19 protein-coding genes and 1 tRNA gene are annotated in these 23178 nt (G+C 67.5%); 7 read left to right on the top strand and 13 right to left on the bottom strand.

All coding sequences use genetic code 11. The annotated features are described in order from the left end of the window. Positions 1-159 precede the first annotated feature (159 nt). The 3 genes from moaA to SOM26_RS08430 all read left to right on the top strand — a co-directional run bounded on the left by moaA (position 160) and on the right by SOM26_RS08430 (position 2189). Positions 160-1173 (top strand): GTP 3',8-cyclase MoaA, encoded by a 1014-nt coding sequence (gene moaA, locus SOM26_RS08440; protein WP_320452262.1) that lies wholly within the window; start codon positions 160-162, stop codon positions 1171-1173. Continuing rightward, positions 1170-1949 carry an NAD kinase gene (locus tag SOM26_RS08435; RefSeq protein ID WP_320452261.1) on the top strand — a complete coding sequence of 260 codons (780 nt, stop codon included), beginning with the start codon at positions 1170-1172 and terminating at the stop codon, positions 1947-1949. The genes moaA and SOM26_RS08435 overlap by 4 nt, the downstream gene beginning before the upstream one ends. Before the next feature lie 165 nt (positions 1950-2114). Then, positions 2115-2189: transfer RNA gene (locus SOM26_RS08430), tRNA-Asn, on the top strand. A gap of 40 nt (positions 2190-2229) precedes the next feature. On the opposite strand, the gene SOM26_RS08425 is transcribed toward SOM26_RS08430, so the two are convergent. The 3 genes from SOM26_RS08425 to SOM26_RS08415 all read right to left on the bottom strand — a co-directional run bounded on the left by SOM26_RS08425 (position 2230) and on the right by SOM26_RS08415 (position 4236). Then, positions 2230-3378, bottom strand: coding sequence for a glutathionylspermidine synthase family protein (locus tag SOM26_RS08425; RefSeq protein ID WP_320452260.1), 1149 nt, complete (start codon positions 3376-3378; stop codon positions 2230-2232). Continuing rightward, positions 3375-3749 carry a hypothetical protein gene (locus SOM26_RS08420; RefSeq protein WP_320452259.1) on the bottom strand — a complete coding sequence of 125 codons (375 nt, stop codon included), beginning with the start codon at positions 3747-3749 and terminating at the stop codon, positions 3375-3377. Before SOM26_RS08420 ends, SOM26_RS08425 begins: the two co-directional genes overlap by 4 nt. A 118-nt stretch (positions 3750-3867) precedes the next feature. After that, positions 3868-4236 carry a glycine zipper 2TM domain-containing protein gene (locus tag SOM26_RS08415; RefSeq protein ID WP_320452258.1) on the bottom strand — a complete coding sequence of 123 codons (369 nt, stop codon included), beginning with the start codon at positions 4234-4236 and terminating at the stop codon, positions 3868-3870. A 149-nt stretch (positions 4237-4385) separates the two neighbouring features. Between SOM26_RS08415 and SOM26_RS08410 the strand changes: the two genes are divergently transcribed. Beyond that, a complete protein-coding gene (locus tag SOM26_RS08410) occupies positions 4386-4805 on the top strand; it encodes a secondary thiamine-phosphate synthase enzyme YjbQ (protein WP_320452257.1) in 420 nt (139 codons plus the stop codon). Between the two features lie 109 nt (positions 4806-4914). Then, entirely contained in the window at positions 4915-5502 is a 588-nt protein-coding gene (locus tag SOM26_RS08405; protein WP_320452256.1) for a CC0125/CC1285 family lipoprotein, read from the top strand. A 345-nt stretch (positions 5503-5847) separates the two neighbouring features. On the opposite strand, the gene secA is transcribed toward SOM26_RS08405, so the two are convergent. The 3 genes from secA to SOM26_RS08390 form a co-directional block, all read right to left on the bottom strand. Further along, on the bottom strand, positions 5848-8592 hold the full coding sequence (gene secA / locus SOM26_RS08400) for a preprotein translocase subunit SecA (protein ID WP_320452255.1): 2745 nt from the start codon (positions 8590-8592) through the stop codon (positions 5848-5850). 108 nt (positions 8593-8700) lie between these two features. Continuing rightward, positions 8701-8961 (bottom strand): hypothetical protein, encoded by a 261-nt coding sequence (locus tag SOM26_RS08395; protein WP_320452254.1) that lies wholly within the window; start codon positions 8959-8961, stop codon positions 8701-8703. Positions 8962-9076: 115 nt separating this feature from the next. Next, complete coding sequence (locus SOM26_RS08390) at positions 9077-9484, bottom strand: energy transducer TonB (RefSeq protein WP_320452253.1); 408 nt, start codon at positions 9482-9484, stop codon at positions 9077-9079. A gap of 173 nt (positions 9485-9657) precedes the next feature. On the opposite strand from SOM26_RS08390, the gene argJ reads away from it, so the two are divergent. Both argJ and SOM26_RS08380 read left to right on the top strand, forming a co-directional pair. Further along, on the top strand, positions 9658-10884 hold the full coding sequence (argJ, locus tag SOM26_RS08385; protein WP_320452252.1) for a bifunctional glutamate N-acetyltransferase/amino-acid acetyltransferase ArgJ: 1227 nt from the start codon (positions 9658-9660) through the stop codon (positions 10882-10884). A gap of 5 nt (positions 10885-10889) precedes the next feature. Next, entirely contained in the window at positions 10890-11501 is a 612-nt protein-coding gene (locus tag SOM26_RS08380) for a glutathione S-transferase family protein (protein ID WP_320452251.1), read from the top strand. Positions 11502-11632: 131 nt separating this feature from the next. Here SOM26_RS08380 and trxA read toward each other — a convergent pair whose 3' ends face one another. From trxA to SOM26_RS08345, 7 genes are all read right to left on the bottom strand, one after another. Next, the gene (trxA, locus tag SOM26_RS08375) at positions 11633-11953 is read right to left on the bottom strand and encodes a thioredoxin (RefSeq protein ID WP_320452250.1); all 321 of its coding nucleotides are present in this window, start codon (positions 11951-11953) and stop codon (positions 11633-11635) included. Between the two features lie 52 nt (positions 11954-12005). Next, positions 12006-15461, bottom strand: a complete 3456-nt coding sequence (gene addA / locus SOM26_RS08370; RefSeq protein WP_320452249.1) for a double-strand break repair helicase AddA — start codon at positions 15459-15461, stop codon at positions 12006-12008. A 138-nt stretch (positions 15462-15599) separates the two neighbouring features. Further along, positions 15600-18554, bottom strand: coding sequence for a PD-(D/E)XK nuclease family protein (locus SOM26_RS08365; protein WP_320452248.1), 2955 nt, complete (start codon positions 18552-18554; stop codon positions 15600-15602). Beyond that, a complete protein-coding gene (locus tag SOM26_RS08360) occupies positions 18547-19302 on the bottom strand; it encodes a nucleotidyltransferase family protein (protein ID WP_320452247.1) in 756 nt (251 codons plus the stop codon). The genes SOM26_RS08365 and SOM26_RS08360 overlap by 8 nt, the downstream gene beginning before the upstream one ends. Next, on the bottom strand, positions 19299-20282 hold the full coding sequence (locus SOM26_RS08355) for an aminoglycoside phosphotransferase family protein (protein WP_320452375.1): 984 nt from the start codon (positions 20280-20282) through the stop codon (positions 19299-19301). The genes SOM26_RS08360 and SOM26_RS08355 overlap by 4 nt, the downstream gene beginning before the upstream one ends. Next, complete coding sequence (tsaE, locus tag SOM26_RS08350; protein WP_320452246.1) at positions 20279-20725, bottom strand: tRNA (adenosine(37)-N6)-threonylcarbamoyltransferase complex ATPase subunit type 1 TsaE; 447 nt, start codon at positions 20723-20725, stop codon at positions 20279-20281. The genes SOM26_RS08355 and tsaE overlap by 4 nt, the downstream gene beginning before the upstream one ends. Further along, positions 20722-23106, bottom strand: coding sequence for a PAS domain-containing sensor histidine kinase (locus tag SOM26_RS08345; RefSeq protein WP_320452245.1), 2385 nt, complete (start codon positions 23104-23106; stop codon positions 20722-20724). The genes tsaE and SOM26_RS08345 overlap by 4 nt, the downstream gene beginning before the upstream one ends. Positions 23107-23178 lie beyond the last annotated feature (72 nt).

The following is a 23178-nucleotide window of genomic DNA, read 5'->3' as shown; positions in this document are numbered from 1 at the left end:
CAGGGTGATGGAACGAAAGGGCGAAGACCGCCGTTCCTCTGCGGTGCGCGTTAAATCCGAATTCATCCTGCGTCATGCACGCTTCCTATCCACCGCCCGAGGCTTCACCAACGGCATTCCGTCTTGTTCGCGTCCCGCCTTGGGGCTACCCCTTTGACGATGGGCTGCGCCAAAGTCTCGACCGCCGGATCGCTTGTCGATCAACATGGCCGCACGATCCGATATCTGCGAATTTCGGTAACCGATCGCTGCGATCTGCGCTGTCGTTATTGCATGTCCGAGCAGATGACGTTCCTGCCCCGTGCCAAGCTGTTGAGCCTGGACGAGATCGCGATCATCGCCGAACGCTTCATCGCGCGCGGCGTGACCCGCATCCGCCTGTCGGGCGGGGAGCCGCTGGTCCGGCGCGATGTGGTCGACCTGGTCCGCCGACTGGGGGGGCATGTCGGAAACGGCCTGGACGAGTTGACCATGACGACCAACGGCACGCGCCTGGCCGACCATGCCGGGGCGCTGGTCGCGGCAGGCATCCGGCGCATCAATGTCAGCATCGACAGCCGCGATCCCGACTGCTTCCGCTACATCACGCGCCATGGTGACGTGGAGCAGGTTATCCATGGTATCTTATCCGCACGTGACGCCGGCCTTTCCGTCAAGCTCAACATGGTTGCGCTCAAGGGTCTGAACGAACACGAAATCGCTTCGATGCTTTCGTGGTGCGTTTCGGAGCGATTAGATTTGTCCCTGATCGAAACGATGCCGCTGGGCGTGATCGACGAGGATCGGGTCGACCGCTTCCTGCCGCTGACCACCGTTTTCGACCGACTCGCAGCGGAATTCCCGCTGGTCCGCGCCGGACACCGGACCGGCGGCCCCGCCCGCTATTGGCAGGTGGAGGGTACGGAAACCCGCCTGGGCCTGATCTCGCCGCTGACCGCGAATTTTTGCGATGGTTGCAACCGGGTGAGGCTGACGACCGAGGGCAAGCTGTATATGTGTCTCGGTCATGAGGATCAGGTGGATTTGAAGGCCGCGCTGCGCGACGGCGGGATCGCGGGGCTGGACGCTGCGATCGATTTCGGGCTGGCCACCAAGCCTGCCCGGCACGATTTCCGTATCGAGACGGGATCGGCTCCGGCCGTGTCGCGCCATATGAGCGTGACCGGCGGATGACCCATCCCGTCCGGCGGGCCCTGGTCGCCTCGCCCACCGCGCCCGCACAGGCGGCGGTCACCGATCTGCACAATAGTGCCGATTGGGTCGATTTCGACGATGCCGACTATGTCATCGCGCTGGGCGGCGATGGCTTCATGCTCCAGACGCTTCACCGCATGCTGGAGCGGCGGCGCGGCCCCGTGCCGGTGTTCGGCATGAATCTGGGCACGGTCGGCTTCCTGATGAACGAATGGCGCAGCTATGGGCTGGAGGATCGCCTCGCCCGCGCCAAGCCGTTCCGTGTCACCCCGCTTCAGATGACGGCGACGGGCATCGACGGGCGCGTCCATCAACTGCCCGCGATCAATGAGGTGTCGCTGCTGCGCGAAACCCGCCAGACCGCCAAGCTGGAGGTGACGGTCAACGGTCGCGTCGTTCTGCCCGAACTGGTGTGCGACGGCATCCTGGCCGCGACCCCGGCGGGATCGACCGCCTATAATTTCTCCGCCCAGGGACCGATCCTGCCGCTCGGCTCCGCGCTGATCGCGCTGACCCCGATCAGCCCCTTCCGTCCCCGGCGCTGGCGCGGCGCGATCCTGCCCGACAAGTCACGCGTGTCGATCAAGGTCCTGGACGCGGGCAAGCGCCCCGTCTCGGCGGTCGCCGACCAGCGCGAGGTTCGCGACGTGGCGCAGGTCGACATCTGCATGGACCGCTCGCGCGAGCTGACCCTGATGTTCGACCCCGAACACGCGCTGGACGACCGCATCACGATGGAGCAGTTCGTCGCTTAAGCGACGGGGGAACAGTTCGTCGCCCAAGCGACAGGGGGGAACAATTCGTCACCTGATCGGATTTTTATCCACAGCTTTGGCGGGCTGGCTTACGCAAATCCGTCAAAAAAGGGGTTGCGGCTTTTTTCGAGCCCTTTATAGGACCCCTCCACAGCGCCGGTACATTCCCTGATAGCTCAGCGGTAGAGCTCTCGACTGTTAATCGAGCGGCCGTAGGTTCGAATCCTACTCAGGGAGCCACCGGCGCTGTAGAATCCCAGACAGCGCCAACCAGGACGGATCAGCCGTCGATCACATGCGGTACGAACCGCGCAGTGTTCGAGGTGATCAGGCCGTCCTCGCGGATACCCATCCCGACCGCCGCGCCGTCGATGACCCAGCTTCCCAGCACCGGAAAACATCCCGGCGCCGCCTCCGGCAATCGGTAGAGCGACTGGTAGATATATCCCTCCTCGCCATAATGGCCGGGCGTTTCGGCCAGGATGCTCCCCGACTTGCGGATCGAGACATTGGCCCCTTCGCGCGACAGCAGCGGCTTGGCGACGGCATCGCCGTCCGGGATCGTGAAGCTGGCGGGCAACAGGTTCGGATGCCCCGGAAACAGATCCCACAGGATCGGCAGGATCGCCTTGTTCGACCAGATCATCTTCCAGATCGGCTCGATCCATATCAGGTCGCCGCGCTCCAGATTGTGAAGCAATGGCACCGCAAACTCCTCCTGGACCAGCCATTCCCATGGATAGAGCTTGAACATCGCCTCGATCCGCATGTCCGCGTCGTCGACGAAGCAATGCGCCTCGTGATGCCAGCCAATGCGCTCCATCAGGATCGGGACGGTGGTGATCCCGGCGGCCTCGGCGGTGTCGCGGACATAGGCGGCGGTGACGGCATCCTCGCCCGCCACATCCTCGACATGGGCGATATGCAAGGTCGAGGGCAGATGCGGCGCGATCTCGGCCCAGCGGGCGACCAGCGCCTCGTGCAGGCTGTTGAACTGGTCGAGCGCCGGGAAACACGCGTCCTTCCACGCCCATTGCACGACCGCAGCCTCGAGCAGCGAAGTCGGCGTATCGCAGTTGAACTCGAACAATTTGGGCGCGCCCGATTCGTCATAGCCCAGATCGAACCGTCCGAAGTTCAGCGACGGCGGCTCGGCTTCCCATGCCTCGCGAATGGGGTCGTGAAAGGCGGGCGGGATTGCAAAGCGGGCGAGCAGCGCGGGATCGCTGACCACCGCCTCCCCCGCCGCCAGGAACAATCGATAGAGTTCGGTCGTGGCGCTCTCGATCGTATCGATCTGCGCACGGGTAAAGCGATAACAGGCGCTTTCGTCCCAATAGGGCCGCTCGTCCCCGGCGTGCCAGATCAGGCCAAGCCCCTCGACCTGGGCCTGCCAGTCCGGCCGGGGCGTCAGGGTCTGACGGATCATGCGTGGACGCTGCCGAAGCGTGAGGCGGACGCACCAAAGCCGCCACGACTGATCGCTGCCGACCGGGTCATCGCACTGCCGCTGGGCGCGGTAAAATAGCGGGTACCGCCAGCAGGGCGAAAGCTGCCGCCCGTGGCCCGTTCGCCGTAAAAGGGAATGGCGCGGCCGCGTCCCAGGAAATACCAGAAGGCTCCACCACCGCCGACGCGGGTCTGGCGACAACGATCGTCGGGCAGGCGCTTGCCCTGCGCATCGGTGCAGATCGCCGTATCCTGGTCGGCGGTCCAGTTGTCGTCCGCCTTGGCGCGGTTGCAGCCACTCGCCAGCAAGGCGGCGGCCATGGCGGTCGTCCATTTCAGGTTGATGCGCATTACGTCCCTCCCGCCGTACATCATGCAGCGGGCGCCCGTCTTTGGCTAGTGGGCCAAGCCACCGGTGTGTCGGAACGACGCCGACGGATGTCCGTCGGCGCCTTCCGTCATTCCGGTATTAGCGGCAGCGGACCTTGCCGCGATCGATCGAGCGGCCGAGCAACGCGCCGCCGCCCGCACCGAGCAGGGTGCCCAGCGTGCCGCCACCGATCACATTGCCCAGCACGCCGCCGCCGAGCGCGCCGACCACCAGGCCGGTGGTGCCGTCGTTGCGCTTGCAATAGGTGCGACCGTCGCGGCCACGGAAGACCTGGTCATCACGGCCCAGGCGGCGCTCGCGGTGGTTACCACGGCGATAGTCGCGCGAGGCGTCCCAGTCATCGCGGTCGCCATGCCAGCGATAGTCGCGATCCTGGGCGACGGCCGGCGTCGCGGCGATCGGGGCGGCAACGGTAACGATGGCCAACGCGGCGAGCATAGCTTTCATGGCAGGTCTCCTTATCTTCAGTCCTGCCCAACGCGCCGCAGACCAACCCGTTCAATCGGCCCGTTCAATCGGCCCACCCGATCGGCCCGCCCGATCGTCCTCTTCGACGGCGGCTGGTATCGAATGGGCGCGTCGGGCATTGGAGACCCATGCGCCAAGCCACCACGATCCTCAGCATCGACACCCACGGCCAGGGCCTGACCGAATGTACCCGGCCGGTCGCGGCATGGGTACGCGAACAGGGCATGGACGAAGGGCTTCTGACCCTGTTCTGCCGACACACCTCGGCCTCGCTGATCATCCAGGAAAATGCCGCGCCGGAGGTGAAGACCGACATCCTCGCCTATTTCGCCCGAATCGCGCCCGAGGACGCTCGCGCCTATGCCCATGACGACGAAGGACCCGACGACATGCCCGCGCATCTGCGCAGCATCCTGACCGGCATCCACCTGTCGATCCCGCTGATCGGGGGGCGCCTGATGCTGGGGACGTGGCAGGGCATCTATCTGTTCGAGCATCGCCGGGCACCCCATCGACGGCAGGTCGCGCTGCACTTGACGGGGGCGTGACACACAATTCATCGCGGGAGCCAAACCGTTCATCGACCGTTTTGGTGACATGATCTACAGGACGTGGGCCTCCCGGCGCGCCCGAGGGGCAGGAAAGGAAGAAAAGTCCATGCAATTCGGTCGGAAGGTCGCGCTTGCCCTGCTGGGCGCCAGCACCCTGATGGTCGCGGGATGCGCGACCGAAACCACCTATCGCCCGGCCACGGGTTCGGGTTTCTATCGCACCGGTTATTCCGATCAGCAGCTGGAGCCGGGTCGCTTCATCGTCAGCTTCGCTGGCAATACGGTGACGTCGCGCGATACGGTCGAGCGTTACCTGCTGTTCCGCGCGGCCGAGCTGACGCTGGCCAATGGCTATGACTATTTCGTGATGGCCGACCGCGACACGCAACTTCGCTCGCGCACCTACTCGACGCCGGGACCGGGTGCCTTCGGGCCAGGCTTCGGTGGCTGGGGTGGCGGCTGGTGGGGCCCGTCCTGGCGCTATTATGGCCGCGGTTTTGGCTGGCGTAGCTGGGACCCGTTCTGGGGTGATCCCTTCTTCGGCAACAACATGGATATCAATACCATCGACCGGTACGAAGCCACCGCCGAGGTCGTGATGCGCAAGGGCCCGATCCCGCGCGACAACCTCCGCGCCTTCGATGCGCGCGCGATCGTCTCCACGATCGGGCCGACGGTGGTGATGCCGAAGTAATTCGGTCAGTTCTGTCCAGGCATAGGGGCGGTCACTCCACCGGGAGTGGCCGCCCTTTTGTTTGGTACGCGCATCCAAGGACTCCCGCCACGCGCGCGGCATGCGTTGACGAGGTCGCGCAAAGCCTCCGTCCAGCTCTGCAACCCCGCCGGTTCGGATAGTGAAAGTCCGCCCTAGCCAGGGCGCTCTCCCAGGCTTCCGATCACGGCCCCTTGTTCCGCCTCCCCGTTTTCTCCCTTCTCAGAGAGTGAAGAAGAGCTGCAGCCTGTTATTTGCCCTCGCCACAAAGAAAAGGGCGGCGGACCGAAGCCCACCGCCCTTTCCAAAGCATCAGGGAGCAGCCGATCAGGCCGTCACCGCTCCGTGGCAATGCTTGTACTTCAGGCCCGAGCCGCAGGGGCACGGCGCGTTGCGGTTGACGCGGCCTTCCCACTGCGAAGGATCGGTCCCCAGGTCGGCGCCGTCCGGCTGCGGGATCTGCATCGGCGGCATCTGCGGCTGGAGCAGCCCGCGCGCGGCCGCATCCCAGTCATTGGTGTTGTCATCGCCGGTGAACGGGTCGAAGTGCGAGGTGATGAAGTCCGGCAGTTCGGGCAGCTCCGGCGGCGCCTGAAGCTGGAACTGGGCATAGGCGATGGTGCGCGTCACATCCTCACGGATATTGTCGAGCATGCGCTGGAACAGCGAAAACGCCTCGTGCTTATACTCGTTGATCGGCGTCTTCTGTGCATAGGCGCGCAGGTGGACGACTTGGCGCAGCGCGTCGAGCGTGGCCAGATGCTCCTTCCAGTGATGGTCCAGATTCTGGAGCAGGATCGACTTCTCGACGCTGGTCCAGGTATCGGGCTCCAGTTCCTTGGCCTTGGCGTCGACCGCCTCGTCGGCCATGGCGGTCACCCGCTCCAGCACGACTTCGGGATCGATCGCTTCCTCGGTCATCCAGTCGTCGATCGGCGGCTCGAGGTTCAGCAGGTCCTTCAACTGCTGCTTCATGCCCGCCACATCCCATTGTTCGGGATAGCTGTTCGGCGGGCAGGCGGTGCCGACGATCGCGTTGACCGTCTCGGCACGCATGTCGGTGACGACTTCGCCCACCGTCTCGGCATCCATGATGTCGGCGCGCTGTTCGTAGATGACCTTGCGCTGGTCGTTCATCACGTCATCATATTCGACGACCTGCTTGCGAATGTCGTAGTTGCGCGCCTCGACCTTCTTCTGCGCGGTCTCGATCGCCTTGGACAGCCACTTGCTGCCGATCGCCTCGCCATCCTCGATATTGTTGCGCATCATCTTGGCGAACAGCGTGTCCGGACCGAAGATGCGCAGCAGGTCGTCGTCGAGGCTGAGGTAGAAGCGCGACAGGCCCGGATCGCCCTGACGACCCGAACGGCCGCGCAGCTGGTTGTCGATGCGGCGGCTTTCGTGGCGCTCGGTGCCCAGCACGAACAGGCCGCCCGCTTCCAGCACCTTCTGCTTTTCGGCGATGATCTCGCCGCGGATGCGGGTCGCCGCTTCCTCATATTCGGGCGTGCCCTCGACCATCTCGGGATGCTCGTCGAGCATACGGAATTCCAGGTTGCCGCCCAGCTGGATGTCGGTGCCGCGACCGGCCATGTTGGTCGCGATCGTCACCGCGCTCAGGCGACCGGCCTGCGCCACGATATGCGCTTCCATCTCGTGATAGCGCGCGTTCAGGACCTTGTGGGGCACGCCCTCCTGGGTCAGGAATTCGCTCAGCAGCTCGGACTTCTCGATCGACACCGTGCCGACCAGCACCGGCTGGCCCTTGGCGGCGTGGTCACGGATCTTCTTGGCGATCGCCAGGAACTTGTCCTGGGTGTTCTTGTAGAACTCGTCCTCCTCGTCGACGCGCGCGATCGGCACGTTGGTCGGGATGGTGACGACGTTGATCTTGTAGATGTCGTAGAATTCGCCCGCCTCGGTCGCGGCGGTGCCGGTCATGCCCGAGATTTTCGGATACATGCGGAAATAATTCTGGAAGGTGATCGAGGCCATGGTCTGATTTTCGGGCTCGATATTGACGCCCTCCTTCGCCTCGACCGCCTGGTGCAGGCCCTCCGACCAGCGACGCCCGTCCATCATGCGGCCGGTGAATTCGTCGATGATGATGACCTTGCCGTCCTTCACGATATAGTCGGTGTCGCGCTTGAACATCATGTTCGCGCGCAGCGCCTGGTTCAGGTGATGGACGACCTGGGTGTTCTCGAAGTCGTAGAGATTCTCGCCCTGGAGCAGCCCGGCGGCCTCCAGCAGGCGCTCGGCGCGCTCGGTGCCGTCCTCGGTCAGGATGATCGACTTCTGCTTCTCGTCCTTCTCGTAATCGTCGGCGGTCAGCTGCTTCACGATCGCATCGACGCCGATATACAGCTCCGACTTGTCGTCGGTCGGGCCGGAGATGATCAGCGGCGTGCGCGCCTCGTCGATCAGGATCGAGTCGACCTCGTCGACGATCGCGTAGTTGAAGGGACGCTGCACCATCGACGAGCGCTCATACTTCATATTGTCGCGCAGATAGTCGAAGCCGAACTCGTTGTTCGTGCCGTAGGTGATGTCGGCATCATACGCAGCCTTGCGCTGCGCATCGTCCAGGTTCGGGATGATGGTGCCGGTCGTCATGCCCAGGAAGCCGTAGATGCGGCCCATGGTCGCGGCGTCGCGGCTGGCGAGATAGTCGTTGACGGTGACGACATGCACGCCCTTGCCCGGCAGCGCATTCAGATAGGTGGCGAGCGTAGCGACCAGCGTCTTGCCCTCGCCCGTGCGCATTTCGGCGATTTCGCCGCGGTGGAGCACGATGCCGCCGATCATCTGCACGTCATAGTGACGCTGGCCCAGCACGCGCTTGGCCGCTTCGCGCACCGTCGCGAACGCCTCGGGGATCAGGCTGTCGAGCGTCGCGCCCTGGTCCAGCTGTTCGCGGAACTTGACGGTCTGCGCGGCAAGCTGCGCGTCGGTCATCGCCTCCATCTGCGGCTCGAAATCGGCGATCTTGGCGATCATGGGCTTGAGCGACTTGACGTAACGGTCGTTGGACGAACCGAACAGGGACTTGGCGAGGCCGCCGAACATAAGCGATTTCCTGACTGAAATATCGTGAGAATGGCGCAGCGCTACCGAACGGACGGCGCGCGCGACTGCAATGGCAAGGAAGGGGTCGGCCAGGAGCCGACGCCGGTGCTATTCGCGCCGGCGGCCCATGAAGATCGCGGCGATCGGCCGGGGCGTGATCGCCCGGAACACGTCGAGCGGCCGTGCGATGACGAACAGCGAGGCCAGCACCTGCACGGGCCGGGTCGCGGCGCGCGCGACGGCGGCCTGCTTGGCGGCGGCCACGATGCAACGCTCGGCCACGACGCCCCGCGCCTCCTGCCCGCGCGCGCTCGCCCCCACGCCGGTCAGCGCGGACAAAAGGGCAGAGAGGAGCAGAAGCAGGTTCATGCGAGGCTTGTCTTAGGCAGATACGCGCGTCGCGTCCATCCGTTGCATGGGTCGTCGCAACGATCGAACGGCCATCCTGCGACGGTATCTCGGGATCGGGTCTGGGACATCGGTCCTATTGCGCATTTGGCTGCAGCGGCAACTGCCATCGAACGTTGAAGTCCCGGTAAATGCTCCTGATCGGCCGACCCTGACGATCAAGGGCGGGCCGAAACCGGACATGCTCCATAGCCATGCGACAGGTCGTCCGGTCGAGGATCGCATGACCGCTGCTTTTCATGACCTCGCAGGCGGTCGGCACGCCCTCCGGATCGACCATGACCGCGACGCTCGAACGGCCCTCCCATCCCCGTCGCGCCGCCTCCGCAGGATAGGCGTCCGGCCCGAAATAGGCGGCCGGGTTGCCGGATATCCGCGGCGGAATCGCCGGAACCGAAAGGTTGCGCGGCAGCAGGCGCGGTTCGTATCGGCGGTGCCATTCATAAGCCCGGCCGATCAGCAGCGACACCAGGACCAGCAGCATCGCAAGCAGCAGCCCCAGAAGGGCCAGCACGCCATTCCGAAGGCCCCGTCCAACACCCCACATACAGCCCCGCCCCTCTGCCCATGTGACGCATCAGAACCTCCCGTCCGCCATCGGTCAAGCGGGCGGAAGCGCTTGCTCCGGTTACACGCTCGGCTATGTAGCTTGCCCCTATGAGCACCGCCACCTCGCCCCTCGCCCAGCCCTTCCCCGCTTTGCCCGCCATCGATGGCGTGACGCTGCGCGTCGCCCGTGCGCGGTACAAGAAGTGGGATCGCACCGACCTGACCTTCGTGACGCTGCCCGAGGGGACCAGCGTGGCGGGCGTGCTGACCACCAGCAAATGCCCCAGCCCGGAGGTCGAATGGTGCCGCCAGGCGCTGGTGCTGGGCCAGGCACGCGCGCTGGTCGTCAATGCAGGCAATTCCAACGCCTTTACCGGCCACCGCGGTCGCGCTGCCGTCGAGGCGATCGCCGCGCGCACGGCCGCCGCCATGGACTGCCAGCCGTCGGACGTGTTCGTCGCCTCGACCGGGGTGATCGGCGTGCCGCTGCCCATCGACAAGGCGGAGGCGGGGCTGGACGCCGCCTTTACCGCCGAGCCCTGCGGCTGGGAGGATGCCGCCGCGACGATCATGACCACCGACACGTTCGCCAAGGGGGCGACGACGACCGCTGTCGTCGATGGCCGCACAGTGACGCTGGCCGGGATCATCAAGGGGTCGGGCATGATCGCGCCCGACATGGCGACGATGCTGGGCTTCATCTTCACCGACGCAGCCGTGGCCCCCGAGTTCCTGCAACGCGCTTTGAGCGCCGCCAATGGCCGCAGCTTTTCGTGCATCACGGTCGATGGCGACACCTCGACCAGCGACACGGTGCTGGCCTTTGCCACTGGCAAGGCGGGCAATGCGCCGCTGACCGACGACGACAGCGACGGGGCCGACGCTTTCCGCGCGGCGCTCGCCGATCTGTGTCACCAACTGGCGCTGCTGGTCGTGCGCGACGGCGAGGGGGCGACCAAGCTGATCGAAATTCGGGTCGAGGGTGCCGAAAGCGACCGTTCGGCGCATCGTATCGCCATGTCGATCGCCAACTCGCCACTGGTGAAGACCGCGATCGCGGGCGAGGACGCCAACTGGGGCCGCGTCGTCATGGCGGTCGGCAAGGCGGGCGAACCGGCCGAGCGCGACAAGCTGTCGATCCGCTTCGGCGAAACGCTGGTGGCGCGCGAAGGGCTGGCGGTCGAAGGTTATGACGAAGCCCCCGTCGCCGCGCATCTGAAGGGTCAGGAGATCGCGGTCGGCGTCGACCTGGGGCTCGGCGAAGGCGTCGCGACGGTTTGGACCTGCGACCTGACGCACGGCTATATCTCCATCAACGCCGATTATCGGAGCTAAGGCCGATGCTGACCATCTGGGGCCGCCTCAATTCGCACAACGTCAAGAAGGTCGTCTGGCTGGCCGAGGAAATGGGCCTGGCCTATGACCGCCGCGACGTCGGCGGGCCGTTCGGCATGGACGAGGCGTATCGCGCGCTCAATCCCAACGCGCTGATCCCGACGATCGAGGATGACGGCTTCGTCCTGTGGGAGTCGAACGCGATCCTGCGTTATCTCGCGGCGAACCATGGGGGCGAGGATGTCTATCCCACCGATCCGAAGGCGCGGGCTTCGGCCGAGCGGTGGATGGACTGGGGCTTCACCTGGGCCGACGCGATCCGGCCGATCTTCTTCCAGATGATGCGGACCGCGCCGGAGCAGCGCGACACGGCGCTGGTCGCGCGAAACGTGGCGCGAGCGGCGGGACTGTCGGCGATCCTAGACGATGTGCTGGGGCAGCAGGAATGGCTGTCGGGCGACGCGTTCGGGATCGGGGATATTCCGGTCGCGGCCTATGCGAACACCTGGTTCCAACTGCCGGTCGAGCGGCCTTCGCGGCCGAACCTGGAGCGATGGTATGCGGCGCTGCAAGCGCGGGCACCGTTTCGCGACGTGGTGATGATCCCGTTGAGTTGAGCCCAAACAGAAGCCCCTCCCGCAGGCGGGAGGGGTTTGGGGAGGGAAGTGCCGCAAGCATCGGTCTCTGTGAGACTTCCTGCCCTCCCCATCCCCTCCCATTTACGGGAGGGGCGTGCTCGAATCGAACCTTACAGCGCGCCTTCGAGCCAAGACTTGATCCGGCCCTTCGGTTCCGCGCCGACCTTGGTCGCGGCCGCCGCGCCGCCCTTGAACAGGATCATCGTCGGAATGCCGCGCACACCGTAACGGCCGGGCGCGTCGGGATTGTCGTCGATGTTCAGCTTGGCGATCGTGACCTGTTCGCCCAGTTCCTCCGACAGCTCTTCCAGCGACGGGCCGATCATCTTGCACGGTCCGCACCATTCGGCCCAGAAATCGACCAGCACCGGCTTGTCGGAGTTCAGGACGTCCGCTTCGAAGCTGGCGTCGGTGATCTGCTTGGTTGCCATAGTCTCAATACTCCTTGGATTGTCATCCATCTAGGATGCCGGCGTTCATCGCTCAACCACCGAGCGGCAAGCTTTGCTCCCGGTCGCGATAGCCGGGCTTGTGGACGGCGAGGACAGCATCGGGCACGGTGATGAGGCGCGGTCCCGCCGTGTAGAGCAATGCGACCGACACCGACCGCCCCGGAAAGATCACCTCCAGCGCGGCGGCATAGCCCGCCATCTGCGCCAGATGGAACACCGGCACGTCGTCGATCCCGCCCGGCCCGCGGCGTCCGGTCTTGTAGTCGATCAGCCGCACCTCATCCGCGCCGATCAGCAGCCGATCGACCCGCCCCGACACGACCAGACCGTTTGCCAGCGTCGCCGCGATCGGTGCCTCCGCCAGCGAGCCCGGCCCGAACAATGGCGCGAAGGCCGGATCGTCCAGGATCGCGAAGACCGCCGCCGTCACATCGGCGCGCAGGCCGGCGTCCTCGACGCCCGCCGCCTGGGTCAGCCAGCGCTCAGCCGCCCCCCGCCGCAACTCGGGCGCGACCGGGGGAAGACGTTCGAGCAGACAGTGGATCAACCGCCCACGCTCGGCCGCCGCGCGCATCGCGGGTGTCGGGGGCGGATCGGCGACCATATCCTCGCCCAGCGACGACGGTGCGAGCGGGCGCGGCGGGCGCGATTCCTGCGGTGCGGGGGAATGAACCCAGTCGGGCAGGACCACCTCCTCGCGCCGGGTCTCCACGACCGCGCTGGGGCGCGCGGCAACCGGGGCCTGCGGCATGGTGCCCAGGAAAAGGCGCGACTGGCCGTCGCCCGGCTCGACCTCGGCCACGCCCAGCGCGGTCATCGCGCGCGCGCAGGTGGCGTACCAGCTGTGCATCGGTGGCACCCCCGCCGCCCGCTTGCCCAGCGCGCCGGTGACCACCAACTGCTCTTCCGCGCGGGTCGCCGCCACGTAGAAGAGCCGCCAATGCTCGGCCAGTTCGCGCGCGGCGATCTCGGCGGCCACCGCATCGAGTGGCCCGCCGCGTTCCTCGGCGCGCGGGGGAAACACCGGAATGGGCTGCGCCCCCGGCTCGGGCGTCCAGCGCAGGATCGAACGCGGTGCAGCGGTCGGATCGGCGGTCGCGTCGGCCAGGATGACGAGCGGCGCCTGCAATCCCTTGGACCCATGCGCGGTCATCACCCGCACCGCATCGAGCGGCGCGGACGGGTCGCGAACGATCTCGACATCGCCGCGATCGAACCAGTCGAGGAAGCGTTGCAGCGAAGGCGTCGTCGTGCTCTCAAAGGTCAGCGCGGCGTTGAGCAGTTCCTCGATCGGATCGCGCGCCTCGGTCCCCAGCCGCCGGATCAGCTTGCGCCGACCGTCGAGCGGCCCCGACAGCAATTCCTCCAGAAACTGATACGGCGTCGACACATCGGCCCGCGCCAGCATCTGGCGCAGCGGTGCGAGATCGTCGGCGGGCAGCGTCCGCGTCAGATGCCCCCAGAGCGATCCCCGCTCCCGGTGCCCCGCCGCCATCAACCGCTCCTGCGACCAGCCGATCAGCGGCGACACCAGCAGCGACGCCAGCGACAAATCATCTTCGGGCTGCAACGCGAAGCGTACCGTCGCCAGCAGGTCCTGCACCGCCAGCGGCGCGTTCAGCCGCAGCCGGTCGACACCGGCCACCGGCACCCCCTCGGCATAGAGCCGCGCGACGATCAGCGAGGCGAGGTCGCCGCGCCGCTTGACTAGGATCATGATGTCCTGCGGTTCCAGACGACGGCCCTTGCTCTCCAGCATCACGCCGTCATCGAGCCAGCGGCGGACGGCGCGCGCGATGTCGGTGGCGACCTTGCGCACCGCATCGTCGATCCAGCCCTCTTCGTCCTCGTCACTGCCGCCCGCCACGACCGGCGGCCACAGGGTGACGCGGCCGGGCCCCTTCACCTCGCTGGCATGGCGTTCCACATCCCCCGCCATGCCCATGCCGGGCTCGCCAAGCGCCTCGATCGCGGCGTCGACGAACTCCAGGATCGGCGTGGTCGAGCGGAAGCTGTGGGTCAGCGAAAGCTGGTTGAACGGCAGGCCACGCTCGTCCTCCGGCCAGTCGTCATCGCCCGCCACCTCGTCCGCACGGCGTGAGAAATGCAGTTCGGCCGCCTGGAAGTTGATCGGGTCGGTGCCCTGGAAACCGAAAATCGCCTGTTTGTGATCGCCGACCGTGAACAGCGTCCGCGTCGAGGGCGCATAGAGCCCGCGGCCGACGAAGAACTCGTCCGCCAAGGCGCGGACGATCCGCCACTGATGCGCGTTGGTGTCCTGCGCCTCGTCGATCAGGACATGCTCGGTCACCTGGTCGAGCTTGTAGCGGACCCACTCGCCGATGCCGGGCCGCTCCAACAGTTCGACGGTGGTGCGGATCAGGTCGTCGAAATCGACCGCGCCGATCGCGAGCTTGGACAGGGTATAGGCCCGTGCATAGTCGCGCCCCACGGTCAGCGCATCGGCCAGCAGATCGGCATGACGCGCCCGCGCGGCCAGGCCCAGCAGATGACGGCACGCCTCGCCCAGTTCGCGCGCCATGTCCTCGTAATCGGGATCGGCGTCGGTGAGTTTCTTGGACGCCTTGCGCGGCTCGCCCTTGGCGGTGAAGACGGTGCCCATCAGCTCTTCGAGCAACGCGACGCGGCCAGCCCGGTCGCTGCCGATCCAACGTTCCAGCGTCGCCGCGGCCTTGTCGCCCGTTGCCGTCCCCCAGGCACGGTTGGCGCCCGCCAGCCGGACGACGGCGTCCTCGTCGATATCGTCGACACCCTCGGCAATCGCCTCGTCGATATCACCCGAGGGCAGGTCGAGCGCGCGGCGGAGCCATGGCTGGATACCGGTGGGCAACGCCTCCAGCGCGCCGGGCGCGCGGGCGCAGGCAGCGAGGAAACCTTCCGCCCCGCCCTCGCCCAGCCGCAGCGACAATGCGCCGACCGTCTCGACCGGGCCGACCCGGCCCTCGCGCTCGGCGGTTTCCAGCATCCGAGCCAAGGCCTCGCGCGCCAGCACCGCCTCCTCGCGCGCCTCCAGCGGACGGAAGCCGGGGGCCAGCCCCGCCTCGACCGGAAAGGCGGCCAACAGTCCTTGGCAAAAGCCGTGGATGGTCTGAATGCGCAAGCCTCCGCCCGGCGCGTCGAGCACACGGGCGAACAGCGTCCGCGCCCGCTCGCGCAGGTCGGGCGTCGCGGTTTCGCCCAGCGCGCGGAGATCGGCGAACAGTTCCGTCTCGGGCATCCGCACCCAGGCGGCGAGGCGGCCGTTGATCCGCTGCGCCATCTCGGCCGCGCCCGCCTTGGTGAAGGTCAGGCACAGGATCGCCTCGGGCGCGACACCGCGCAGCAACAGGCGGAACACGCGGGCGGCCAGCACCTGCGTCTTGCCGGTGCCCGCCGAGGCGGAAAGCCAGACATGCGCGGCGGGGTCGCTCGCAGCGGCCTGATCGCCCTTGAGCGGCGGAAGGTTCGCCATGGGCCGCGCGCTCATGCGGCTTCCTCCGAGCGGCTGGAGTCCCGTGCGCTTCGACTTCGCTCAGCGTGAACGAAGGTAGGCCCCAAGCCCCCGCTCCGTTCAGCCTGAGCGAAGTCGAAGCGCACGCCATCACGTGCGAACACAGCCCAGGATTTACCGGTCACGGCCATACCATTCATCCCGCCGCATCAACTGGTCATATTCGGCATAGGGCGCATATTCCGGCACCAGCTTGGCGGTGAACGGCGCGTCGCCGGTCAGCCACTGCCCCGCCGCCTCGGCGAAGTTCGCCGCCGCGATCGACACGAATTCATCGGTGCGGATCCGCTCGCGCTTGCCATCGGGGTCGACCGGGGTGGCGATATAGCCCAGACCCTCGCGCCCGCGCCCCAGCGACCAATATTCGAACCCGCCCGCCTTGCCGGACACGCCCTCGAACCCACCCCGCTCGGCGATCAGGCCGAGCAGGCCGAGTTGCAGGCTGAACCCCTCGCGCACCGCCGTGGTCGAGGGCGGCTTGCCGGTCTTATAGTCGATGACGAACAGCGATCCGTCCGCCGCCTTGTCGATCCGGTCGAAGCGGCCGGTCAGCGTCACGCCCGCCAGCTTGGCCTCGCCCTTGCCCTCCGCGCTCAGGACATGGCGGCCCTCACCGGCCTTTGCGGCGACCTCGGCGGCGATCCAGTCGATCGCCTCGATCAGCCGGGGCTGCCACAACGCCCGCATCATCGGATGGGTATTCTGGTCGCGCAGCATCGCCAGCGCGCGGGGGCGCAAGGCCTCGACGTCGCACCGGTCCTCCTTCCACCACATTTCCAATATGTCGTGGACGGCGGTGCCGCGCCACGCCGCGCTGGGATCGGCATCGACCGGATCGAGCGGCGACAGGCGCAGGACCCGGCGCGCGTAGAAGGCGTAGGGATCGGCCTTCAGCCGGTCGACCTCGGTCACCGAGATCGTGGTGGGCCGAAGCGCGGCAGGCGGCTTGGGCGCGGGCCGATCGGCGGGGGTGTAATCCTCCGGCCGGTCGAGCTCGACCGCCCAGCGCGCCAGCCACGGATGCGCCTCGAACCGATCCCCCGCCATCGCCTGGAGCCGCAGCCAGAAGCGCGAGGCCAAGGTAGGCCCGCTCGCATCGCGGCGCGCACGGGTCAGGATCGCGCGCGGCGCGCCCATCGCCTGCGCCAGGTCATGCGCGGCGATGCCGATCCGCTGCTCCAGCCCGACCAGTCCCAGCAGCGAGCGGATACGCGGCGCCAGCCACGGATCGGGCGCGGGTCGGCCGGGCCAGACGCCTTCGTTCAGGCCGCCTGCGATCATCAGGTCGGCGGTCTGAAGACGCGCTTCGATCGGACCATAGATGGCGAGGCGCGGATGCTGCCCCTCGCGCGGGATGGCGCGGACGGCGATCTCGTCGAACAGGCTGCGCAGCAGGCCGGGCAGTTCCGTCGGATCGACGCGAGCCGGGCCGTGATCGGCTTCCTCTTCGTAATTCGCTAAAAAGTCAGCTGCTTTTCGACCGGAATCTTGAGACCACAGCACGTCACCGCAAAGCAGTTGACCACATTCGCGCAGACAGGCGAGAAGTCCTCGTAGGCTCTGCGGTCCATCCCTAAAGGTGCGTCCCACCGACTCCAGCATCGGCTTAGCCTTAGCCCAGAAGGCAGCGGCGGCTGGCCTATCGGCGATATGGGCTTCAATACCTTCAAGACCGGGCGCAGGGCGCGGCCCTCGTAGCGCTCGATCAAGTGCACGAACGCCATCGAGCCAGCTAACCCGATCCATTCCGCCAGTAATAAGTGGATGCTTAAGCAGGGCTAAGAGTGGAAGAGGCGCAAAATGCTGGGCTGCCGCTTCCGCGAGTTGCAGTAAGAAAGTACCCGGCAGCAAAATTGATAATGGCCGTCCCGCCGAGTCATCAATGAGAATGCCCCAGCGCCGACAATGCGCGGCCACCCGCCGGGCCAGCGCCCGGTCGGGGGTAACGAGCGCGGCGGTGCGCCCCGGCTCCTCGATCGCCTCGCGCAGCGCCAGCGCGATCGCCTGCGCCTCCTCGGCCGGGGTGGCGAGTTCGATGGTCGAGACACCCGACAGCCGCCGATCCTCGGCGGGCAGATCGGTCCATTTGCCGGTGAAGTCGGCCGGGGCCATGGCATTGGCGATCGCCCGCCCGCGCACAGGGCCCGCATCATAATCGCCGCCGCCGCGCCAGACCGTGACCTCGCCGCGCGCCACGCTCATGCGGTGGAGCAGGAGTTTCAGCGCATATTGCGGATGGGTCTCGACCGAACGGCGGGTGCGCCCGGTGTCCGGGTCGGGCTTGTGCGGGCCCAGCGAGTCCCATTCCTCGTCGGGCATGGTCAGGTCAAGCCCGGCGAAGACCACCGACCCGCCCGGCATTTCGGATACGCAACGCAGCAACCGTGCGACGGCAGGCGCGGTATCGGTGATGCCCGCCGCACAGATAAACCCGGCAGGCTGCGCCTCGGCCCAGCGTCTGGCGGTCCGGTCGAGCAGCAGGGTCCGCCGCCTGGCCGCGTCGATCCGCCCCATCCGCTCCAGCACAGCGGGCCAGCGGTCCAGGACGACCGAAAAGGTCGCCAGTGCCGACTGCCAATGCTCGGTCAGTTCGGGCCCGAGATCGATGCTGGCCAGCGCCGCCGGATCGACCTCCTCGACCAGCATCTGGTCGAGCGTGCGGGCCAGATCGCCCGCCAGCCGCACCGCCTCCGCCGCGGTCACCGGTTGCCCGGCGCGCTGCCGCTCCTGCTCGACCAGCCGGGCTAGGATCATCCGGCGCGCGGACGGCGACATGGCGGGCGGCGGCGGCGCTTCGGCATCGGCGGGGTCGAGCGCGGAGCCCGCCGCCTCGCCCAGTTCGGGATCGCCCAGCGCCACCATGCGCGGCAGGATCAGTCCGCCGCCGCTGGCGCGCACGAACGCTTCGGTGACGGCGCGGACACCGCGATTGGTCGGCAGCAGGATCATGCCCTGCGCCAGCGTCAGCGGATCACCACCGGCGCGCCGCATCAGCCCGGCGACCAGCGCATCGGCAAAGCCGCGATGCGCCGGGATGGTGTGCAACCGTGGGCGGCGTGGCTCAGCCATCCGCGAGGATCAGTTCCGTCTGCGGAATGGCGCGTGGGCTGCCGACATCGAACCACAGGCCCTGATGGACCTGGCCGTACGCCCGGCCCGCCTCGATCGCGCGGTTCCAGAACAGATTGGTCGAGAACGGCCCCTCGGGCGCGTCGGCGATCAGGCGGGGATGCAGGATCTGGAGCCCGGTATAGGAAAAGGGCGCGACCCGGCCGGGCTGGCGCCGCGCGGTGATCCGGCCATCGGCACCCAGATGGAAATCGCCCTGTCCGTCATGGTTGTGCGCGCGCGCCAGCGGCACCATCAGCAGCAGCGCGTCCATCGTCGCCGCGTCCCAGCGCGACGACAGCAGGCGGATCGCGTCGACCGGCCCGTCGATCCACAGATTGTCGCTGTTGACGACCAGGATCGGATCGTCCCCTAAAAGCGGCTTGGCCTTGACCAGCCCGCCACCGGTTTCCAGCAACTGCTCGCGCTCGTCCGAGATGACGATATCGATCCCCGGAAAGCGATCCTTCAGATGCGCCTCCAGCTGGTCGGCCAGATAATGGACATTGACCACCGCCCGCTCGACACCGGCCGCGACCAGCCTGTCGAAGACATGGTCGATCAACGGCTTGCCTGCGACCGAAACCAAAGGCTTGGGCCGCGTGGCGGTCAGCGGGCGCATCCGCTTGCCCAGGCCCGCCGCCATCACCATCGCGGTGCGCGGCACCTGCCCGCCGGGGGTCGGACGGAGCGAGAGTTGCCGGGTCATTCGCCCTGTCCTTCCGTAGCCAGACGCTGCGGATCGCCGCGCATTTCGGGTGGCACATTGTCGTCGAACCAGGCCGCCACCGGGGCCAGCACAGGTTGCGACAGATCGCGTTCCAGATAGGCCCAGACGCGCGGGCAAAGCGCGGCATAACGCGGCTTGCCGTCACGCTTCCACAAGCGGGTGAAGATGCCCAGGATCTTGGCGTTCCGCTGCGCGCCCAGCACATGATAGGCGTTCAGGAACGCCCCGCCTTCGCCGGTCGCGGCCAAGTAGCGGCGCAGCATCGCGTCCTCGATCGACGGCTCGACATCGCGACGCGCATCCTGGAGCAGCGAGACGAGGTCATAAGCCGGGTGCCCCGCCAACGCGTCCTGAAAATCGAGCAGGCCAAGGGTCCGTTCGGGGCCGACCAGCATCAGGTTTTCAACATGATAGTCGCGCAGTACGGTGACAGGCTTGTCGGCCAGCGCATGGGCGAACACCTGGTCCCAGGCGGCACGATAGCCCTCGACATCGACATCCAGGCCGACCGCCGGCGTATACCAGTCCGGAAACAGGCCGACTTCGCGGTGGAGGACGGTGGCGTCATAGGGGGCCAACCCCTCCGGCGCGTGCTCGCGCAGCGCCGCCAGCAGATCGACCGCATCGCCGTAGAGTTTCACCGTCACGTCGGGATCGGCCTCGATCGCCTCGCGCATCCGGTCGTCGCCGAAATCCTCGATCAGGACGAGGCCGCGTTCCTCATCCGCGCCCAGGATCGCGGGGGCGGCAAAGCCCCGGCCGACCAGCCAGCGCGCGATCGCGATGAAGGGGCGCGGGTCCTCATGCGGCGGCGGCGCATCCATCAGGACGGCCCGGCGCGTCGCATGCGTCACCCGGAAATAACGACGGAAGGACGCATCGCCCGCGAGCGGAGCGATCACCGCCCCCTCCCATCCCAGCGTCGTCAGAAAGGCGGCGGCATCCGCCGGAGGGGTCATATCGGCCATCGGTTTTCCCAGCCCGAGGGTATCTTCGCTGTCAAGATGCGTCCGCCGTCCGGGTCCATCGCGATGGTGAGCGCCAGCGCCTGCGGCCAGGCCCCCTCGCCCGCCCGGTCGGGCCACTCGACGACCAACGCCGAGTCCCACAGCGCCTCGTCCAGCCCCAGTTCCTCCATCTGCTCCGGCCCGTCGAGCCGGTAAAGATCGACATGCAGGACGGGGATCGTGGTTTCGGGCGGCGCATAGGGCTGGACGATCGCAAAGCTTGGCGATGGTGCTTCACCCGGCAGGCCGAGCGCGGCGAGCAGGCCGCGCGCGATGCTGGTCTTGCCCGCCCCCAGCGTCCCGGTCAGCGTGACCACGTCGCCGGGGCGAAGATGCACCGCCAGCCGCCGCCCGAAATCCTCGGTGGCGGCGGCATCGGCCAGCCGGATCGTCATGATTTGTCCTTTTCGGGGCGGCGCGGCAGTTCGACGGTCACCAGCGTCCCCGCCCCCGGCTCGGACAGCAGGGTGACGGTGCCGCCATGTGCCTCGACGAAGGTCTTGGCGAGCGGCAGGCCCAGGCCCAGCGCGCGCTCACCAGGCGCGGTGATGCCGGATTCGGCGAAGCGGTCGAAGGCGCGCGCGACCGCCTGTTCGTCCATGCCCCGGCCATCGTCGGACACGATAACCCGCGCCCGCGCCGAATCGCCATCGGCATGAAGGAGGATGCGGCCGCCTTCGGGCGTCTGTTCGACGGCATGGCGCAGCAGATGCTCGATCGTTTCCTGCAGGCGACGCCGGTCACCGGTGATCCGGCCCAGCGAGCGATGAACCTCCACCGCAAAGTCCAGCTTGCGCCGCGTCGCGACCGGCCGGATCGTGTCGGCGGCGGCGCGCGCGACGCGCGACAGCTCGACATCCTCGCGCGCCATCTCGCCATCCGCCTGGCTGCGCGTCAGGTCGAGCACGTCGTCGACCAAAAGGGTCAACCGCTCGGTCGACTCCAGGATCGCCTCGACATAGCTGGTCGCGGTGTCCGGCAAGGGGCCCGCAAAACCGCCGTGCAGCATTTCGGCAAAGCCGCTGATCGACGTCAGCGGCGTGCGCAACTCGTAACTCATATTAGCGACGAAGGCGGTCTTGACCCGGTCGCTCGCCTCCAGCGCGTCGGCGCGATCCCGCAACGCCTGCTCCGCGCGGCGACTGTCGGTGATGTCGAGCAAGGTGAACAGCGCATTGCCATCGGGCAGCGGTACGCCCGCAAATTCGAAATGCCGCCCATCGGCAAAGGCGACGCGGCCGCCGCGCTGCTGCCGCTCCAGCGTCGCGGAGCGGACCAGATCGACGATCAGGCCCGACCGCCCCGGCGTCGACAGCCGCTCGGCGATCCGCTCGGCAAAGGCGTCGACGCGCGGATGGCTGGTCAGGAAATCCTCCTCCAGGCCCCACAGCGCGCGGAAGCGGTTGTTCCACAACTGCAACCGGCCATCGGCGGAGAAGACGCCCAGCGCCTCGAACAGATTGTCGAAGGTCGCGGTCCGCACGCGCAGCAGCGTGTCGCGCGCGGAGGCCAACTGCACCTCCTCGGTCCGGTCCTCGAAGATCAGCAACAGGCCGCCATCGGGCAAGGGCTGCGCCACGACGCGAAGATGCGTGCCACCCGGCAGGTGCCATGCCTCCTCGATACCGCCGCTGGCCTGGCGGAACCAGCCGACCCGCTCGGCCTTCCAGCCCGGAAAATCGCGCACCTCGGGGCTGCGATTGGCCTCCCGCATCCGTTCCAGGACGCGGTCGAACTCGGGATGGTCGGCCAGCCACTCGGCGCGCATCGCGAACATGCGCCGGAACGGCTGGTTGCAGAAGACGAGGCCGCGGTCCGGCCCGAAATGCGCCACCGCCGCCGACAGCCGGTCGAGCATCGCCCGCTGCGCCTCGGCAAAACGCTTGGCCCCGGCGCGCGACTGTTCCAGATCGTCGATATCGACCGCGAACCCGGCGATGCCGCCGGTGGGCAGCGGCACGTCGAAGATGCGCAGCGCGCGCCGGGCGCCATCGATCGTCGCGGGCAGCACCTGCTCGTGCGGCCGCCCCTGATCGCGCGCCGCCGCCGCCCCGGCCAGCGGACCGCCCCGTCCCGATCCCTCGACCAGTTCCAGCCCGCGCCCGACGACATCGGACGCATCGCGTCCCTCGACCGCCTCGACATAGGCGCTGTTCACCATCGCCAGCCGCAGATCGGCGCCGCGATACCACATGGGCAGCGGCGCCGCCTCGATCAGGCCGGTCAGCGCGTGGAACGCGTCGCCCAGCCGCCGCGCCTCGGCATCCAGTCGCGTAATCTCGTCCTGCGCCTCGGTCATGTCGAAGACCCAGGTCACGACCGCGCCGGCCGCACCCTGATCGCCGGGTGCTCGCGCGCCTTCGAACAGCAGCGTGCGGGGCGATCCCTGCGGCCGGACGATCCGGCGAAAGCGTCGCCCGGTCTTCTGCGCGGCGTTCAGGTCGGCGGCGAGGAGCGCCTGATCCTCGGGCGTCAGACCGCCATCATCGGCGGTCAGCTCTTCCAGGAAGCGCGCCGCGTCGATCAGGCCCAGCCAGTCGGCCAGGCGCGGCGGCATCTCGATCCGGCCATCGGTACGAATGATCATCGCCTGCGCCGGTCCCGCACGCAGCAGCGCGTCGAGCCGGTCGTGCTCCACCCGTACGGCGGACGCTTCCGCCCGCGCGCGGATACCCAGGAACAGCAGGACCATGCCCAGGATGACCAGCCCGCACGCGCCCGCCCCCAACAGGACCGCCTCGACGCTGCCGATGGTGATCGTGCCCGACGGGATCATCCGAGAAGGTCTGGTCGAGGACGTTGCATCGGCCCATCTCTAACCCGATCGGCGGGCGATACGCCATATGCA

Origin of the sequence: Sphingomonas sp. CFBP8993 (genome assembly GCF_034044895.1) — a bacterium.
GTDB lineage: Bacteria > Pseudomonadota > Alphaproteobacteria > Sphingomonadales > Sphingomonadaceae > Sphingomonas.
Note: the sequence above shows the minus strand (reverse complement) of the source record. Positions and strands in the feature narration are given on the sequence as shown.

Excerpts from the sequence above, each read along its gene's own strand:
- SOM26_RS08410 (WP_320452257.1), top strand. The coding sequence starts at position 4,386 with ATGCGCCAAGCCACCACGATCCTCAGCATCGACACCCACGGCCAGGGC.
- SOM26_RS08360 (WP_320452247.1), bottom strand. The coding sequence starts at position 19,302 with ATGACCCGGCAACTCTCGCTCCGTCCGACCCCCGGCGGGCAGGTGCCG.
- SOM26_RS08345 (WP_320452245.1), bottom strand. The coding sequence starts at position 23,106 with ATGATCCCGTCGGGCACGATCACCATCGGCAGCGTCGAGGCGGTCCTG.
- secA (WP_320452255.1), bottom strand. The coding sequence starts at position 8,592 with ATGTTCGGCGGCCTCGCCAAGTCCCTGTTCGGTTCGTCCAACGACCGT.
- SOM26_RS08365 (WP_320452248.1), bottom strand. The coding sequence starts at position 18,554 with ATGGCTGAGCCACGCCGCCCACGGTTGCACACCATCCCGGCGCATCGC.
- SOM26_RS08415 (WP_320452258.1), bottom strand. The coding sequence starts at position 4,236 with ATGAAAGCTATGCTCGCCGCGTTGGCCATCGTTACCGTTGCCGCCCCG.
- tsaE (WP_320452246.1), bottom strand. The coding sequence starts at position 20,725 with ATGACGATCCGGCTGGCCGATGCCGCCGCCACCGAGGATTTCGGGCGG.
- SOM26_RS08380 (WP_320452251.1), top strand. The coding sequence starts at position 10,890 with ATGCTGACCATCTGGGGCCGCCTCAATTCGCACAACGTCAAGAAGGTC.
- SOM26_RS08425 (WP_320452260.1), bottom strand. The coding sequence starts at position 3,378 with ATGATCCGTCAGACCCTGACGCCCCGGCCGGACTGGCAGGCCCAGGTC.
- SOM26_RS08395 (WP_320452254.1), bottom strand. The coding sequence starts at position 8,961 with ATGAACCTGCTTCTGCTCCTCTCTGCCCTTTTGTCCGCGCTGACCGGC.
- SOM26_RS08435 (WP_320452261.1), top strand. The coding sequence starts at position 1,170 with ATGACCCATCCCGTCCGGCGGGCCCTGGTCGCCTCGCCCACCGCGCCC.
- addA (WP_320452249.1), bottom strand. The coding sequence starts at position 15,461 with ATGAGCGCGCGGCCCATGGCGAACCTTCCGCCGCTCAAGGGCGATCAG.
- moaA (WP_320452262.1), top strand. The coding sequence starts at position 160 with ATGGGCTGCGCCAAAGTCTCGACCGCCGGATCGCTTGTCGATCAACAT.
- SOM26_RS08420 (WP_320452259.1), bottom strand. The coding sequence starts at position 3,749 with ATGCGCATCAACCTGAAATGGACGACCGCCATGGCCGCCGCCTTGCTG.
- SOM26_RS08355 (WP_320452375.1), bottom strand. The coding sequence starts at position 20,282 with ATGACCCCTCCGGCGGATGCCGCCGCCTTTCTGACGACGCTGGGATGG.
- argJ (WP_320452252.1), top strand. The coding sequence starts at position 9,658 with ATGAGCACCGCCACCTCGCCCCTCGCCCAGCCCTTCCCCGCTTTGCCC.
- SOM26_RS08405 (WP_320452256.1), top strand. The coding sequence starts at position 4,915 with ATGCAATTCGGTCGGAAGGTCGCGCTTGCCCTGCTGGGCGCCAGCACC.
- trxA (WP_320452250.1), bottom strand. The coding sequence starts at position 11,953 with ATGGCAACCAAGCAGATCACCGACGCCAGCTTCGAAGCGGACGTCCTG.
- SOM26_RS08390 (WP_320452253.1), bottom strand. The coding sequence starts at position 9,484 with ATGCTGCTGGTCCTGGTGTCGCTGCTGATCGGCCGGGCTTATGAATGG.